Origin of the sequence: Pseudomonas sp. EA_65y_Pfl2_P74, from assembly GCF_963970575.1 — a bacterium.
GTDB lineage: Bacteria > Pseudomonadota > Gammaproteobacteria > Pseudomonadales > Pseudomonadaceae > Aquipseudomonas > Aquipseudomonas baetica_A.
Genome location: NZ_CAXAOQ010000024.1, coordinates 52,500 through 69,754 on the forward strand (window position 1 = coordinate 52,500; position 17,255 = coordinate 69,754).

At 59.7% G+C, this 17,255-nt stretch carries 11 protein-coding genes and 2 pseudogenes; 12 read left to right on the plus strand and 1 reads right to left on the minus strand.

Annotation, left to right across the window (positions count from 1 at the left end; genetic code table 11):
- Nucleotides 1-14: 14 nt before the first annotated feature.
- Together AACY18_RS19305 and AACY18_RS19310 are read left to right on the plus strand one after the other, a co-directional pair.
- Complete coding sequence (locus AACY18_RS19305) at nt 15-1,316, plus strand: AMP-binding protein (protein ID WP_339465771.1); 1,302 nt, start codon at nt 15-17, stop codon at nt 1,314-1,316.
- Nucleotides 1,304-2,212 (plus strand): GNAT family N-acetyltransferase, encoded by a 909-nt coding sequence (locus AACY18_RS19310; RefSeq protein ID WP_339465772.1) that lies wholly within the window; start codon nt 1,304-1,306, stop codon nt 2,210-2,212. The genes AACY18_RS19305 and AACY18_RS19310 overlap by 13 nt, the downstream gene beginning before the upstream one ends.
- A gap of 80 nt (nt 2,213-2,292) precedes the next feature.
- Here the strand turns inward: AACY18_RS19310 and AACY18_RS19315 are convergent, their stop codons facing one another.
- Nucleotides 2,293-2,820 carry a hypothetical protein gene (locus tag AACY18_RS19315; RefSeq protein ID WP_339465774.1) on the minus strand — a complete coding sequence of 176 codons (528 nt, stop codon included), beginning with the start codon at nt 2,818-2,820 and terminating at the stop codon, nt 2,293-2,295.
- A 376-nt stretch (nt 2,821-3,196) separates the two neighbouring features.
- Here AACY18_RS19315 and AACY18_RS28175 point away from each other — a divergent pair.
- The 10 genes and pseudogenes from AACY18_RS28175 to AACY18_RS19360 all read left to right on the plus strand — a co-directional run.
- A pseudogene (locus AACY18_RS28175) lies at nt 3,197-4,327 on the plus strand (HAMP domain-containing protein); the annotation flags it as partial.
- A 333-nt stretch (nt 4,328-4,660) separates the two neighbouring features.
- Nucleotides 4,661-5,188 (plus strand): annotated as a pseudogene (locus AACY18_RS28180) (methyl-accepting chemotaxis protein); the annotation flags it as partial.
- A 232-nt stretch (nt 5,189-5,420) separates the two neighbouring features.
- Entirely contained in the window at nt 5,421-5,867 is a 447-nt protein-coding gene (locus AACY18_RS19325) for a DUF411 domain-containing protein (protein WP_339465777.1), read from the plus strand.
- Nucleotides 5,867-6,301: a YqaA family protein gene (locus AACY18_RS19330; RefSeq protein ID WP_339465778.1), complete on the plus strand. Its 435-nt coding sequence runs from the start codon at nt 5,867-5,869 to the stop codon at nt 6,299-6,301. The genes AACY18_RS19325 and AACY18_RS19330 overlap by 1 nt, the downstream gene beginning before the upstream one ends.
- 87 nt (nt 6,302-6,388) lie before the next feature.
- Nucleotides 6,389-7,432 (plus strand): alpha/beta fold hydrolase, encoded by a 1,044-nt coding sequence (locus tag AACY18_RS19335; protein ID WP_339465779.1) that lies wholly within the window; start codon nt 6,389-6,391, stop codon nt 7,430-7,432.
- A gap of 13 nt (nt 7,433-7,445) precedes the next feature.
- A complete protein-coding gene (locus AACY18_RS19340) occupies nt 7,446-8,399 on the plus strand; it encodes a D-2-hydroxyacid dehydrogenase family protein (RefSeq protein ID WP_339465781.1) in 954 nt (317 codons plus the stop codon).
- A gap of 586 nt (nt 8,400-8,985) precedes the next feature.
- Nucleotides 8,986-10,572 carry a glycogen synthase GlgA gene (glgA, locus tag AACY18_RS19345; protein WP_339465783.1) on the plus strand — a complete coding sequence of 529 codons (1,587 nt, stop codon included), beginning with the start codon at nt 8,986-8,988 and terminating at the stop codon, nt 10,570-10,572.
- 16 nt (nt 10,573-10,588) lie between these two features.
- A complete protein-coding gene (gene treZ, locus AACY18_RS19350) occupies nt 10,589-12,391 on the plus strand; it encodes a malto-oligosyltrehalose trehalohydrolase (protein WP_339465784.1) in 1,803 nt (600 codons plus the stop codon).
- Nucleotides 12,388-14,466: a 4-alpha-glucanotransferase gene (gene malQ / locus AACY18_RS19355; protein ID WP_339465785.1), complete on the plus strand. Its 2,079-nt coding sequence runs from the start codon at nt 12,388-12,390 to the stop codon at nt 14,464-14,466. The genes treZ and malQ overlap by 4 nt, the downstream gene beginning before the upstream one ends.
- Nucleotides 14,463-17,231, plus strand: a complete 2,769-nt coding sequence (locus tag AACY18_RS19360; RefSeq protein ID WP_339465786.1) for a malto-oligosyltrehalose synthase — start codon at nt 14,463-14,465, stop codon at nt 17,229-17,231. The genes malQ and AACY18_RS19360 overlap by 4 nt, the downstream gene beginning before the upstream one ends.
- The last annotated feature ends 24 nt before the right edge of the window (nt 17,232-17,255 follow it).

A 17,255-nucleotide genomic window follows, 5' to 3' on the forward strand; every position in this document is an offset into this window, starting at 1 on the left:
TTCAAGAGTTACGTATGAACATCACCCAAGAATTAAATAAGTTGGTCAGTTTTGTCCGACTGCACTCCAGTTATTACGCCAGGCTTTACCAGAACGTTGCACAACACCTAACAACACTTGAAGAACTGCCTTTGGTTGATCCGACAGCGTATTGGCAAACAAGCCAGAACATCAATCAATGGCCCGTACTCACCGCTGCGGTAGAGAGTGCACTGGTATTTAAAACAGGTGGAACAACTACCGCCGGCAAACTCTCCGTCTTCACCCGTAAGGAGTGGCAGACATTCGTGAGCGACTTTGGAAGTTTTCTCACCACGCAACTCAATTCAGGAGATCGGTTCGCCAACCTTTTTTTTGTCGGGGATCTGTATGCCAGTTTCATATTCATACACGACGCATTGGCCCACGAAATAGCAGGCGTCACCGAGTTCCCTTTTACGGGCAATGTCGATTCTGCCGTATTGGCCGATTCGATCGTGCAGCACCAGATCAACGTTCTGGCCGGGGTGCCCGCGCATCTGCTGACGTTTGCCAATTGGCTGGAGAGCCAGTCACGCACCCTCGACGGTGTCGAAACCCTGCTTTATGGCGGTGAAAGCCTATTCAGCGGACAACTGCAGACGCTACGCCGGGTATTTCCCAATGCCCGGATCGCCTCAATCGGTTATGCCAGCGTCGACGCGGGGCTCATCGGAGGCACGGCTCGCGACTGTGCGCTGGGTGAACACCGCATGCTGGAACAGCACAGCGTGTTGGAGATCCTTGATGAGCACACCGGCAAAGTGATCGACGACTGCGGCCGTACCGGCCGGTTAGTGATCACCAACCTCACACGCTACCTCATGCCCCTGATCCGCTATCCGGTAGGCGACCTTGCCTGCTGGCAAGAACCCGACAAGACACCGATGCGCAAGTTTGCCCTGATGGGACGATGCGCGAACAGCCAACGTGTCCGGGTGGGCATTCTGACACTGATGATGGATGACATAGACGCGATCGTACAGCCCATCACTGGTAGCCATGACTGGCAATTGGTAATCGACCAGTCTGCAAGCCGGGACGTTTTGAACCTCAAATGGCTGCCTGATGCGCCAGACCGCGAGACAGCCCGGAAAAACACAACGCTGCGCGCGGCACTTGTCCGGCGCTACCCGTTGATCGAGCAACTCGCCGCTGATCACCTGCTCGATCTGCACGTTGTCGATTGCACGGCCGATGACCTGATCCGCCATCCGCGCTCCGGCAAGCGTCAGCGGATAGCGGACCTTCGCCGCTACGACATTCCCAACCCGGAGCAACGTCCATGGACGACCTGACGCTGCGCAGTTATCGCAATACCGATGCTGGCGCCGTCAGTCGTCTGTTCCGGGAAATCTACGGTGACCACTACGTTCAACCCCACGTGTATCTGCCGCTGATGATCAGCCAGAATCATCACGACGGCCGCTGGCACTCGCTGGTAGCCGTGTCGGGTAAAAAACTGGTAGGGCATGCGACACTGTTCAGGAGTGCGGGAGCAGACACCGCCGAGTTGGCGTTGAGCGTGGTTCATCCGACGACCCGAGGACAGAACGTCGCTACACGACTGGGCAGGCATTTGCTGATTCATGCGCAGGCACTGGGTTGCCGAGGTGTGACAATCAAGCAAGTCACGCAACACCCCTACACTCAGCGCATGGCAGACACGCTTGGTTTCTGTAGCACCGGTGTGTTGCTTGACTATGTGCCTTCACCTTTTGGCGAACCACTGCCCGAGTCGATCATCATCGGCTATACCCCCATCAATGACTACCATCGGCCACTTCCGGCTCTGGAATGGCCAGAGAGCAACCGCGTCTTCATGCAGCATTTGTGCAGTATTTTCGGAACCCAGGAAAAGGAAGTTCGCTGGATTGGCCCAGCGCTACGTTTTGAACACGTGATGGGACGTTATGACGTGGTTCTTGAGAAACTCGACAGGCAACTGGTAAGACAGCTGCGCCAATTGCCGCGACACTGGATGATTTCACTCAAGCTCAGGCTGGCTCAAGGTCTTGCGAGCGCGATGCAGGATTTGTCGACGATGGGGTTCGTCTTCACCGGCATTGCCCCGGATGACCGATGCGAAGGATGGGTGGCGCTGTTTCATCGGGGTTATCGCCCGCGCAAGCTGACATTGCACTGCCCACACATGCAGCGGCTGCATGATCAGGCTCAACAACATGAGCGTTGACTGAGTGCAACACTCAATCCCGTGCGACAAACGAATGTGGCCCGCTCGACTGTGTAGCGGGCCTCTATATCCGCCTCTCATCAAGCCTTGGTCTGGAAAGCGCCGTCGTTCGCAATCGGCGCGTTACCTTCGCCGTAAGTCTTCAGATTCTGAAGAACGTAAATGGCTTTTTTATATTCAGGGATCAAATTCTTGCCGTAAGCGTTGCCATTGAGGCCGTTATTCTGAATGGCGTCGAGTTGAGTGGCGAAGTACTCCAGTGCGTTGAATTTGGCATCAACGTCGTTTGTCACGCCAAAACGATCGAACTTGTCACCGGCATTCATCAGCGTGAAGGACGTGATCTCGGAGATCAATCCTCGACCGCGCAAGAAAGCGCTCAGGTTGCCCAACTGCTTCGCCGAAACGTTTGCAGGGTCGAAGCCCTTGATCTGCTTACGCAGATTCTGCTTGTCCATTTCAGCCGTGTTCAGCGCGTTCGGATCGTTGCCGACCATGGTCAACATCTGCTGCACCTTGACGCTCTGGGACACCTGCTTTTTTGCGCCCGTATTGCGTACCAGAACCCCGGCCTTACTTTCCCAGCCGCCGGCAAACCCGATTGTCATGAGAAAACTCCCTGCAAAATGACCATGAAATGTCCCTATTGAACGATTTGAGTGGAGCAAGTATCCGCCTGACAACTAATGGCACCAAGCTTTTTAATCCACGCACTTACAATTTATGTACATTTTCGATACAACCCGGAATAGGCCTACAGCGATTTGACTTGGCTACGTACGTCGAATCTTGGCGAATGGTTTTTTGCTCGAATTATTAGGTTCGCCAGCTTCTTTGTATCTCACCTGATACTTGCCGCTGGTCGATTCAGGTTTTTCTTGCACGAAAGTACCTAAAGCTTCGCAACTCGCCGACGATACGCTGGAATAGCCCCGCCACTTTTCCGCCCCCACAACAAGAAACGCAGCTCAAGGACCGGTCTCCATGCCCGCATTGCGCACTATTCAGGCCCGCTACACACTGTTTCTGGTTCTATTCATTCTGGCGTTATCGATACTGACCGTGGTCGGCATCAGTCAACTGGTCGCCCCCAAACTGCGTCATACCGAAGAACAGGTTGTGCTCAACCGTATCGCCGAAGTCGCCGAGCAGATTCAGGGCGAGTTGAACAAGGTTCAGGCGCAACAGCGCAGCATCACCCAAACCATCCCGTTGCTCGACAGCGCTGCCATCGATACGGTATTGCCAGGCCTGGTGGATCAATACGGCGAGCCGAAAGTCTTCGGCGGCGGGATCTGGCCGCTGCCGGGGCAGCGTGAGGCCGGGCGCAACAAATTCAGCACCTTCTGGCACCGCGATGCCTCGGGCAAACTGGCGGTCAACACCTTCTGGAACAGCGACGCCGCGCCCAACTATTACGACCAGAGCTGGTACAAGGGCGGCATGCAGACCCCGCGCGGTCAGTGCGCCTGGGCCGCGGCCTATAAAGACGATGCCAGCGCCGAACCGCGCACCAACTGCGCCATGGCCATCCAGAAAAACGGCAGTGCCTGGGGCGTGTCGACCATCGACGTGACCCTCGGCTTCTTCAATGATCTGGTCGCCCGCCAGGAAAAAGACCTCAACGCCGAGATGCTCATCGTTGAGGCCGACGGCAAGATCATCAGCAACAGCTCGCGCATCAGCGGGCCGATCGTGCTGAAAAACATCAGTGAACTGGCCGCCAGTTCGACCTTCGCCAGCCAGGTCAAGGCTGGCCTGCAAAACCGCGATCAGGCGCAGCGCGTCGAGTTCGACAACAACGGTCAGGACAGCACCTTCTTCATGCGGCCGATCGAAGGCACCCCTTGGTTCCTCGCCACCGCCCTGCCGACCAAAATGCTGACCGCCCAGCGTGATGACGTACTCAGCACACTGAGCCTGCTGCAGATTCCGCTGGTGCTGCTGCTGGTGCTCTTGCAGGTTTATGCCATCCGCCAACTGGTTTCGCGCTTGAAGGCGTTGAAAGCCAACATCGACTTGCTGTCCAGCGGCGATGCCGACCTGACTCGCCGCATCACCATCCGCGCCGAAGACGAACTGGGTGCCATCGGCCACGCGGTCAACACCTTCATTGCCTATCTGCAAAACATGATCGGGGAAGTCACGCAGGCCACAGGGGCCATGGCCTCAAGCCTCGACAACCTGCAACGTACCTCGGCGCATACCAGCCAGATCCTGCTGCGCCATGCCTCGGAAACCGATCAAACCGTCACCGCTATCACCGAGATGAGTTCCACCGCGGAAAGTGTGGCGCAAAATGCCGCCGAAACCGCAGCGTTTACACAGCGTGCCAACGAAAACGCCGATCGCTCTCGCGTAGTGGTGGGCGAAGCGACCAACAGCGTGGTTGCACTGATTGACGAAGTGGCCAGTGCCACACACAAAGTTGAAAACATGCAGCAGGATGCTCAACGCATCACCGAGATTCTCGGGGTCATCGGAGCGATTGCCGGTCAGACCAACCTGCTGGCGCTAAACGCCGCGATTGAAGCGGCCCGCGCCGGCGAGCAGGGTCGTGGTTTTGCAGTGGTCGCTGACGAGGTACGCGCCCTCGCCGCCCGTACCCAAGCCAGTACCTCGGAAATCAACGAAATGTTGGCCCGTCTGACCCAAGGGGTGAGCTCATCGGTCAGCGCGATGGAAAACACTCAGGCCAGTTGCCAGTCCGCCGCTGACGCTACGGCGCGGGTCAACTCCGGGCTGGACGAAATGGCTGGCTCGGTCAGCCACATCAACGGCCTCAGCACTCAGATCGCCACTGCCGCCGAACAGCAAAGCGCAGTGACCGAAGAGATCAACCGCAGCATGGTGCAGATCCGTCACATGGTCGATGAACTGGTGAAAAGCGGCCAGGCCAGCGAACTCAACACCCGTCAGTTGCTGGAAGCCAACAGCCAGGTGAGTGCGATCATGGGGCGGTTCAAGGTGCGCTGACAGGCCTGTGGCGAGGGCGATTGCGGCCTCGCCACCTCGGGTGTCTACCGCCCTTGCCCGGCGGCTCAACTGACAGATTTGTAATCTCTCGCTCATCGGGCTGTCAGCCTTGATCTACGATCATGCTGACGGTCTGCCTCGTAGCAACTGGAAACAATCCGTTGATGCCTGCCAGGAAAAACCGGTCAAAATGCGTTCTTTTTTGACCGTCAATCCGAGTCGAGAAGCCATCATGCGAACCCCTTTGCGTCTGGTCGCCCTGAGCGCCCTGTTCATCTCCTCCCTCGCCCAGGCTGGCGACCTGATCCCGATCGAAGTCCATCGCGACGCCAACTGTGGCTGCTGCAAAAAATGGATCAGCCACCTGGAAGCCAACGGCTTCAAGGTAGAAGATCACGTCGAAAGCGACATGAGCAGTTTCAAGCAACAGCATGGCGTGCCGCCGCGTCTGGCGTCGTGTCACACCGCGATCATCAACGGCAAGTTCGTCGAGGGCCATGTGCCGGCCGAACAAGTGCTGGCTCTGAGCAAGCGTGACGACTTGCTCGGTGTCGCTGCGCCGGGCATGCCGATGGGCTCGCCGGGCATGGAAATGGACGGCATGAGCGATGCTTATCAAATCATCGGCCTGAACAAGGACGGCGCTGACGTGGTGGTGGCAGACTACCCGGCCCATTGATGGGCGCGGCGTATATCGGGCTGTTCTTCGCCGCATTCGGCGCCGCAACATTGCTGCCGTTGCAGTCAGAGGCGTTACTGGTTGGCCTGATCGTCAGCGATCGTCATTGGCTCTGGGGGTTGCTGGCGGTCGCCACGCTGGGCAACGTCCTCGGTTCACTGGTCAACTGGTGGTTGGGATGTCGACTTGAACGGTTTCAGCATCGGCGCTGGTTTGCGGTCAGCCCCAAACACATGGCCACGGCGCGCAAGCACTACGAACGTTACGGGCATTGGTCGCTGTTGCTCAGTTGGCTGCCGATCATCGGTGATCCGTTGACCCTGATTGCCGGCGTGATGCGCGAGCCTCTGGGGCGGTTTCTGGTGATCGTCAGCCTCGCCAAGGGCGCCCGCTATGCCGTGCTGGCAATGCTGACACTGGGCTGGCTCGGTTGAACGTTCGGGCCTGGGCATTGCCTGTGTTTAACATCGCCCTAATCCGGTCGTTCCAGCATCAGCCGATTTTCACTGGAGTTTGCACCCATGCCCATTACGTTTTCCCGCTGGCTGCCCAGCCTGCTTTTGAGCGCTGCGCTGCCACTGCTCGCCCAGGCCGAAACAGCGCCTGCGCCCGAAGGCCCCGAATACGGCCCGCAACTGGAAGGCTTCGAATACCCTTACACGCTTAAACACTTCGCCTTCCAGTCCCAAGGTAAATCCCTGCAGATGGGATATATGGACGTCGCCGCCCACGGCAAGGCCAACGGTCGCACCGTGGTGTTGATGCACGGCAAGAATTTTTGCGGCGCCACCTGGGATAGCTCGATCAAGGCTTTGAGCGAGGCGGGTTATCGGGTGGTCGCGCCGGATCAGATCGGTTTCTGCACGTCCAGCAAACCCGACAACTATCAGTACAGTTTCCAGCAACTGGCGACCAACACTCACCAATTGCTCAAAGCGCTGGGCATCCAGAAAGCCACCCTGCTTGGCCATTCCACCGGCGGCATGCTCGCCACCCGTTATGCGCTGCAGTTCCCGGAACAGGTCGATCAACTGGCGCTGGTCAACCCGATTGGCCTGGAAGACTGGAAAGCCCTCGGCGTGCCCTATCGCACTGTAGATCAGTGGTACCAGCGCGAACTGAACGTCAGTGCCCAAGGCATCCGCGAGTACGAACGCAAGACCTATTACGAGGGTCGCTGGAAACCCGAGTTCGACCGTTGGGTGGACATGCTCGCCGGTCTGAACAAAGGCCCGGGCAAAACCCAAGTGGCGTGGAACTCGGCGCTGATCTACGACATGATTTTCACCCAGCCGGTGTACTACGAATTCAAAAACCTGAAGATGCCGACCCTGTTGCTGATCGGCACCAGCGACACCACCGCCATTGGCAAGGACATCGCGCCGCCCGAAGTGAAAGCGAAAATCGGCCACTATGAGGTGCTCGGCAAACAGGTGGCCAAGCTGATCCCGCAGTCGACGCTGGTGGAGTTTCCCGGCATGGGCCACGCGCCGCAAATGGAAGAACCCGCGCAGTTTCACAAAGCGCTGTTGAGCTGGCTGGGCAAAAACAATCCCGTTCGTTGATGAGGTATGGCTGATGGCGGTGCAGATTGCAGTGATCGATGACTGGCAGGACGTAGCCCGAGACGTGGTCGACTGGTCCGCCCTCGATAGCGTCGGTGAGGTGACGTTCGAGCATGAGTATCCGGCGGACAACGCCACGCTGGCCGAACGTCTGGGCAAGTACCAGGTGATTTGCGTGATGCGCGAACGCACCCGGTTCGACGAAGACTTGCTCAAGCGATTGCCCAATCTCAAGTTGCTGGTCACTGGCGGCCTGCGCAACGCGGCGCTGGACATGCAGGCGGCAGCAAAACTGGGTATCAAGGTTTGTGGCACCGACAGCTATAAACACGCGGCACCGGAACTGACCTGGGCGCTGATCATGGCGGCGACCCGTAACCTGGTGAACGAGGCGAACTCGTTGCGCGCCGGCACCTGGCAAAAAGGGCTGGGTGGCGATCTGCATGGCAAGACCCTGGGCATTCTCGGCCTGGGCAGCATCGGCCTGCGTGTGGCGCAGTTCGGCCAGGTGTTTGGCATGCGGGTCATCGCCTGGAGCGAAAACCTCACCGCCGAGCGCGCCGAACAGGCGGGCGTGACGTATGTCAGCAAGCAGCAACTGTTCGAACAGGCCGATGTGCTGTCGGTGCACCTGGTGCTCAGCGACCGCAGTCGCGGGCTGGTCGATGCGCAAGCGTTGGCGTGGATGAAACCGACAGCACTGTTGGTGAACACCGCACGCGGGCCGATCGTCGACGAGTCAGCGTTGATCAAAGCCTTGCACAAGCGACAGATCGCCGGGGCCGCGCTGGATGTGTTCGAGCAAGAACCGTTACCGGCGTTGCACCCGTTTCGCACGCTGGACAATGTGCTCGCCACGCCCCATGTGGGGTATGTCAGTCGGCAGAACTATGAGCGGTTTTTTTCACAGATGATCGAGGATATTCAGGGCTGGGCGGCAGGAGCGCCCCTTCGATTACTGAATTGAGTCCGAGGGCTGCGTTGCTCCAGCCTGCGTCTTCGCGAGCAAGCCTGCGCCCACAATGATGCGTGTCCGACTGATCACCAGTGGAGCGCTTGCTCGCGAAGGGGCCATGAAAGCCCCTGCTACAAATTGCCCGCACCACAACAGTGCGTCCCGCCTTTCCGCTAGCACACATCCGTGACCGACCAGTCACTGTTTTGGCTCTTCCCCGCAAAAAAACCTGCACTTCGTCGGTGCGTTTACCCGGCCTGATCACGGTTTTCATTAAAGGAAACCGATTGTCGAACAATTTAGCCATTTGTTGTGGCCCGCTCTAGGATCTGGCCTAGACTGGTTTTCGCGGGTCAAAACCTGCCGGTCACACACCCGCAAAATAATCGAAACTTTTGCTGACGGCGGTGGGTCATCTGAAAGGCAGGGGAACGCGGCTGGTTCATTCCTTGCAATGGCCTCTTCACCCATTCTGCTTGCGCGTGTCGGGTAGCGTTTGCTCAGCGATGCGTGGTGCGTTTGCGCCCGGCCACAGGACGTTGGCCATGGACATCGCCTGCTAAAGACAAGAATCAGATCAACAAAACGGGAGATTCATATGATCAGTGCGGCATTGGATATTCAGGGAGAACGTGCTCAGCAATCGATAGGTGAATCGAGCACCGTCAGCGTTCCCGGCAGCCGATCGATCAACGCCCCCGGCACCAAGACGCTGGCTCCGGTAGCGAGTCAGAATCCCAACAAGAAAAAAGTGTTGTTCGTGACCTCGGAAATCGCCGACCTGGTGAAGACCGGCGGTCTGGGTGACGTTTCCGCCGCCCTGCCCCGCGCCATGGCACATCTGCACGATGTGCGCGTGCTGATCCCCGGCTACCCGCAAGTGATGCACAGCGAAAACCCGATTCACATCATTGGCGAACTGGGTGGCCATGCCGCACTGCCACCGTGCAAGATCGGTCGCATGGACATGCCTGACGGGCTGGTGATCTATGTGTTGATCTGCCCCGAACTTTACGAGCGCGAAGGTTCGCCTTACGGCGCCAACAACGGCCGCGACTGGCCGGACAACCACATTCGCTTCGCCCGCTTGGGTCTGGCCGCTGCGGACATCGCCGCCAACCTCGCGCAAATCCACTGGCGCCCGGATCTGGTGCACGCCCATGACTGGCCGGCCGGACTGGCACCCGCTTATATGCATTGGCGCGGGCAACGCACGCCGACGCTGTTCACCATTCACAACCTTGCCTACCAAGGCGTAACCAGCCTGGGTTCCTGCCCGGAACTGGGCATTCCCAACCATGCCCTGCAACAGGAAGGCATGGAGTTCTACGGCAAGATGTCGTTCCTCAAGGCCGGTATGGCGTATTCGAGCCACATCACCACGGTCAGCGCCACTTACGCGCAGGAAATCACCACCCCGGACTTCGGTTGCGGTCTCCACGGATTTCTTGCCGCCAAGACCCAGCAAGGTTTGCTCAGCGGCATCCCCAACGGCATTGACGAGAGCTGGGATGCGGCCACCGATCCGCACCTGTTTGCACCTTTCGCCATTGGCGATTGGGAAGGCAAAGCGGTCAATGCCGCGCATGTTCGCGAGCTGTTCGGTCTGGACCACTCCGAAGGGCCGCTGTTCGCGGTCGTATCGCGCCTGGTTTACCAGAAAGGTCTGGACCTGACCGAAGCCGTCTCGGAGTTCATCGTGCAGAACGGCGGCCAGATCGCGATCATCGGTCGTGGCGAACCGGAGGAAGAACAAGCCATGCGCGAACTGGCACTGCGCTTTCCCGGCCAGATCGGCGTGCGGATCGGCTTTAACGAAACCGACGCCCGCCGGATGTTTGCCGGCAGTGATTTCCTGCTGATGCCATCACGGTACGAACCGTGCGGCCTGAGCCAGATGTACGCCCAACGCTTCGGCTCGCTGCCGGTGGCGCGCAACACTGGCGGACTGGCCGACACCATCGAGAACGGCGTCACCGGTTTCCTCTTCGACGAATCCACGCCAGACAGCTATCGCGAGGCCCTGAGCCGCGCGTTCAAGGTGTTCGCCTTTCCGGAGCTGCTCAACGCCATGCGTTGCCGAGCCATGGCCGCGCCTTTCAACTGGTGCAAAGCGGTTGAACCCTACGCTGAACTGTATGAACAACTGGTCGCCAAGGCGCTGGGTAAAGCCGTCCACAAATAATCAGGGAGTTTCAACGATGCCGTTACGGACCCAAGAAACCTGGCCCCACGGCGCAATCATGCTGGATGCCGAACACACGCAGTTCGCGCTATGGGCGCCGGATGCGTTTTACGTCAGTGTCGAACTCGAAGACGGACGTTCTGTGCCGATGCTGCCTCAGGCCGATGGCTGGTTTGTGATCCAGACCCACTGCCCGGCAGGCAGCCGTTACCGCTACAACATCGATGGCGAACTGGAGGTGCCGGACCCGGCCTCCAGAGCGCAGAATGGCGACCTTGATCGCCAGAGCGTGGTAGTCGACCCCCTCGCCTACCCATGGCAACACAGCACCTGGCACGGCCGGCCCTGGAGCGAGGCGGTGATCTACGAGTTGCACGTCGGTGCGCTCGGCGGTTTCGCTGAAGTCGAGCAACATCTGGAGCGCCTCGCCGCGCTGGGCATCACGGCCATTGAACTGATGCCGCTGGCGCAATTCCCCGGTGCGCGAAACTGGGGGTATGACGGTGTCCTGCCCTACGCGCCGCAAGCCTCCTACGGCACCCCGGAACAACTCAAACATTTGATCGACAGCGCTCACGGCCATGGCTTGGCTGTGATTCTGGATGTGGTTTACAACCACTTTGGCCCGGACGGCAATTACCTGCACCGCTACGCCAAAGGATTCTTTCGCGAAGACAAACACACGCCATGGGGCGCAGCGATCGACTTTCGCCGTACCGAGGTCCGTGATTTCTTTATCGAAAACGCCTTGATGTGGCTGCTCGAATACCGTTTCGACGGCTTGCGTCTGGACGCGGTACACGCCATAGACAGTCCGGATTTCCTCCCCGAACTGGCCCAGCAGGTACGCCAGCAAATCGACCCGAGTCGCCATGTCTGGCTGACCGTCGAAAACGAGCTGAATCAGTCCAGCCTGCTGGAAGAAAATTACGATGCGCAGTGGAATGACGACGGCCATAACGCCCTGCATGTGCTGCTGACCGGCGAAACCGACGCCTATTATGCCGACTACGCCCAACAACCCACCGAGCAACTGGTGCGTTGTCTGAGCCAGGGTTTCGTGTTCCAGGGGCATATCACTCGCCACGGCGAACCCCGGGGTGAGCCGAGCGAACATTTGCCTTCCACCGCATTCGTGCTGTTTTTGCAGAACCACGACCAGATCGGCAACCGCGCCTTCGGCGAACGCCTGCATCAGCTTGCTGATCCACGCGCGCTGCAAGCGGCAACGGTGTTGCTGCTGTTGTCACCGATGATTCCACTGATGTTCATGGGCGACGAGTTTGCCGCCGAGCAGCCATTCCTGTTCTTTACCAGCCATCACGACGAACTCGCGCAGTTGGTGCGCGAAGGCCGGCGCAACGAGTTTGCCGCGTTCAGCGCCTTCACCGACCCACACAAGCGCGAGCAAATTCCCGATCCCAACGCCTTGCAAACCTTCCACGCTTCACAGCCACGTTTGACAGGCAACGGTACTGCCAAACAGCAGGAAACCCTCGCGCTGTATCGGCAACTCCTGCAATTGCGCCATCAGCACATCATTCCCCACCTTCCCGGGACGCAAGCGTTGGGCGCGCACCTGCTCGGCCACGGCGCCGTCAGCGCACGCTGGCGCCTGGGCAATGGCAGCGAACTGCGAATTGACCTGAACCTCAGCAATACGGCGGTGGTCAACCCTCCACGAACCGACGCAGTGTGGCTGTTTCAACAGCCCGGTGCCGTCGAGTTATCGGATGAGGGCCTGTTGCCCCCGTATTGCGCACTCGTCAGCCTCACGGCCGCAACCCCTTTGCAACCTCTGGATGGAGAGCGCCTATGAGCGATGCGCAACTGGAAATTCTTGCAAGCCGCGCCGGCCTTGCCGTCGACTGGATCGACGCCAACGGCCGCCCGCAAAAAGTCGCTCCGGCGGTGTTGCGCAATGTCCTGATCGGGCTCGGCCACCCTGCCAGTACGACGCAGGAAATCGACGCCAGCCTGCTTGAACTGCAACAAGTCCAGCAAGACCGTCACCTGCCCCCGTTGCTGACCAGCGATGTCGGCGCTGGCGTTGATCTGGTGCGCTATTTCGCACCTTTAACGCCTTGTGAGATTCACCTCGAAGACGGTTCGCGACTGAACCTGAAACTGGATGCGCAAGCGATACTGCCCGGGCTGATTCCGGTCGGTTATCAGCAAGTGCACATCGGCGATCAATATTTCACGCTGGCCGTCGCCCCCGAACGCTGCTTCAGCGTCGGCGATGCGGTGGACAACCCGATCCCGCGTGTGTGGGGCCTGAGCGTGCAACTGTATTCGTTGCGCCGCCCAGGTGACGGCGGCTTCGGCGACACGCAAGCCTTGGAAGCACTCGCTCGCGTAGCCGGTGAACGGGGCGCCGAAGCCTTGGCGATCAGCCCGCTGCACGCGATGTTCAGCGCCGACACCGGACGCTACAGTCCTTATTCGCCATCCAGTCGCCTGTTCCTTAACGCCCTGTACGCCGCACCGGGGGCGATTCTCGGCGAGCGCGCCGTGCGTGATGCCATCGACGCCGCGGGTCTGGCAGAGCAATTTACGCAACTGCAAGACCTGAAACTGATCGACTGGCCAGCCGCCGCCGACGCCAAACAGCAATTGCTGCAAGCGCTGTACGAAGGCTTTGTCGCCGGCGAGCACCCCTTGCATCCGGACTTTGCCAGTTTCCGTCATGCCGGTGGCGAAGCGCTGGAAAACCACTGCCGCTTTGAAGCGATCCAGGAAATGCGCGCCGCCCGTGGCGAAAGCCTCGACTGGCGCGAATGGCCCGAGCACTGGCACGACCCGCGTGGCGCTGCCCTGGAAGCCTTTGCCGAGGAATACGCCGAACGCATCGCCTACTTCGCCTTCTGCCAATGGCTGATCCACCGCTCGCTTGAGCGCGCACAAAGCGCCGCCCGCAGCGCCGGTATGGGCATTGGCCTGATCGCTGACCTTGCGGTGGGTGCCGACGGCGCCGGCAGCCAAGCCTGGAGTTTTCAGGATGAACTGCTCGCTTCACTGACCGTGGGTGCGCCGCCCGATATCCTCAATCGCGCAGGACAAGGCTGGGGGATTTCCGCGTTTTCCCCCGAAGGCCTGATCCGCAATGGTTTTCGTGCGTTCATCGAAATGCTGCGCACCAACTTTGCCCACGCTGGCGGCCTGCGCATCGATCATGTCATGGGCCTGCAACGTCTTTGGGTCATCCCCAACGGCGCGGCGCCGGCCGACGGCGCGTACCTGTATTACCCAGTCGACGACCTGCTGCGCCTGCTGACCCTCGAATCCCATCGCCATCAAGCCATCGTGCTCGGTGAAGACCTCGGCACCGTACCGGAGGGGCTTCAGGAAAAACTCATCGCTCGCTCCATTCTGGGCATGCGCGTGCTGCTGTTCGAACAGGACAACACCCGTTTCAAACCGATCCTCGACTGGCCGGACAATGCGCTGGCCACTACCAGCACCCATGACCTGCCGACACTCAATGGCTGGTGGCATGGTCGCGACATCGACTGGAATGCGCGATTGGGTTTTGTCGATGCCAATGGCGAAATCGAATGGCGTCATCACCGTCAACGTGAACGCGAAGGCCTGCGCAGCGCGTTGAGCCAGGACCCGCAGAATTTTCGAGAGGAGTCCCACGAGGCCGACCAAGTGATCGATGCCAGTGTGCGTTTCCTCGGCCATACCCGCGCACCGCTGGTGTTGCTGCCTCTGGAAGATGCGCTGGGCATCAATGAGCAGGCGAACTTGCCCGGCACGATCGATACCCACCCCAACTGGTCGCGGCGCTTGCCGGGCAACAGCGAAACGTTGCTCGATGGCGCAGATGCCGCGCGACGTCTGGAACTCCTGGCGTGTGCACGTCTTCAGGCTGCCGAGCGTGACCAATGAATCAAACGCTCATCCAACCGCTACGCGCCACCCTGCGACTGCAATTTCACAAAGGTTTTACCCTTGAACAAGCGGTGCCCCTGGTGCCGTATTTCGCCCGGCTCGGCATCAGCCATATTTACGCTTCGCCGCTGCTCGCCGCGCGGGCAGGCTCCATGCACGGTTACGACGTGGTCGACCCGACTCAAGTGAACCCGGAACTGGGCGGCGAACCAGCCCTGCGGCACCTGGTCAGCACCTTGCGTGAACACAAGATGGGCTTGATCCTCGACATCGTGTCCAATCACATGGCCGTCGGTGGCAGCGACAACCCGTGGTGGCTCGACCTGCTGGAATGGGGGCGATTGAGTCCATATGGGGAATTTTTCGACATTCAATGGCACTCGCCTGACCCGCTGATGGAAGGCCAGTTGCTGCTGCCGTTTCTGGGCAGCGATTACGGCGTCGCGTTGCAGGAAGGCACCCTGAAGCTGCATTTCAACGCACAAACCGGCAGCTTCCACGTCGAGCATTACGACCATCACTTCCCGATCTGCCCGAATGATTACGGCGAGCTGCTCAAGCCTGATGAAACACTGAAAACCCTCGCGGATCGTTTCAGTGCCCTCAGCTATCAAACCGACGCCCATTCGCTGGCGGCTCCACTCAAGGAAGAGTTGCAACAGCGAGCGAGTGATCCGCGGACACTGGCAGCCATCCACAGCCATCTGGCGCATTACGACTCCACCACCGAAGAAGGCTTTCACAAGCTGCATGAGTTGCTGGAGCGCCAGAGTTATCGCCTGGCCAGTTGGCGCACCGCCGCGGATGACATCAACTGGCGGCGTTTTTTCGACATCAACGAGCTCGGTGGTTTGCGTGTCGAACGGCCGGCCGTGTTCGAGGCCACCCACGGCAAAATCTTCCAGTTGGTCGCCGAGGGGTTGGTCGACGGCTTGCGCATCGACCACATCGACGGCCTCGCCGACCCACGCGGTTATTGCCGCAAGCTGCGCCGACGTCTGGATCGGTTGGCGCCGGGAAGGCATTTGCCAATCTACGTCGAGAAAATCCTGGGCGCCGGCGAAACCCTGCGCCGCGACTGGGCAGTGGACGGCACCACCGGTTATGAGTTCATGAATCAGTTGTCCCTGCTGCAACACGATCCGGATGGCGAACACGTGCTCGGTGAGCTGTGGCAGCGGCGCACCGAACGCCCGGCTGCGTTTATCGAAGAGGCGCAGCTTGCCCGTCAGCAGATCCTCAACGGTTCGCTGGCCAGCGATTGCGAAAGCGTCGCTCAGGCGTTGCTGCAAGTGGCCCGCGATGACCTGATGACCCGCGACTTGACCCTCGGCGCAATCCGCCGGGTCTTGCAGGCGTTGATCGTGCATTTCCCGGTGTATCGCACCTACATCAGCGCGATGGGTCGTTCGGCGCAAGACGATGAAATTTTCCAGCATGCCATGGACGGTGCCCGGCAGACGCTGGGCGAAGGCGACTGGCCGGTGCTCGACTGCGTGGCGGCCTGGCTCGGTGGCACGCCGTGGCGACGCAAGCCCCGCGGGCGCTCGCGCAAAATCCTCAAGCATGCCTGCGTACGCTTTCAGCAACTGACGTCACCGGCGGCCGCCAAAGCCGTGGAAGACACTGCGCTGTACCGCTCGGCCGTGCTGCTGTCGCGCAATGATGTGGGCTACAACACCGAACAGTTCAGCGCACCGGTCAGTGATTTCCATGCGGTCAATCAGCAACGCCTGACCGAGTTTCCCGACAACCTGCTGGCCACCGCCACCCACGATCACAAACGCGGCGAAGACACCCGCGCACGCCTCGCGGTGCTGAGCGAGCGCAGCCACTGGTACGCCGAACAGATCGAGTTGTGGCGCGCCCTCGCCCGCCCGGTGCGCCTTGATGATCAAATGCCGTCGACCGGCGACGAACTGATCCTCTACCAGGCGCTGATCGGTAGCTGGCCGCTGGATTTACAGGATGACGATCAGGCCGGTTTCGCCGACTACGCCAAACGCATCTGGCAGTGGCAACAGAAAGCCCTGCGCGAGGCCAAGCTGCAAAGCAGTTGGAGCGCGCCCAACGAAGCCTATGAAAACGCCACGCAGGCGTTCACCGAAAAACTGCTGACCGGCGATGAAGGTGAGTTGCTGCGCGCTGCACTGAGCAAGACCGTCAACAGCATCGCTGCTGCCGGCGCGCTCAACGGCTTGGCGCAAACCTTGCTGCACATGACGGTACCGGGGGTGCCGGATCTGTATCAAGGCAACGAGTTCTGGGACTTCAGCCTGGTTGATCCGGACAACCGCCGGCCGGTGGATTACGCCGCTCGCGAGCAGGCCTTGCCGGCACCCGCGCCGACCTCGGCGCTGCTGACCAATTGGCGTGACGGGCGTATCAAGCAAGCCTTGATCGCTCAAGTGCTGAACCTGCGCGCTGAACACGCGGAGCTGTTTCGGCGTGGCGCGTACCAGGCCCTTGAGGTACTGGGCAGCCAGGCGCACAACGTACTCGCGTTTGCCCGCGATCACGATGGCCTGCAGGCCATCGTGATCGTGCCGATCCGTTGCGCAACACTGCTGGAAAACAGTGCTGTACCTCAGGTCGATGCGCTGCGCTGGGGCGACACTCGGGTGGTTTTACCGTTCGCCGCCTCTGACGCAAACCTGAAGGGACTTTTTTCAAGCAGCGCAGTCACAAAAAACAGGGAGCTGAATGTCAGCGACGCGCTGGGGGATGTCCCGGTGAATCTCTTTATCCAACACTTAACGTAAGCACGAGTTCAGTTCAGGAGCATT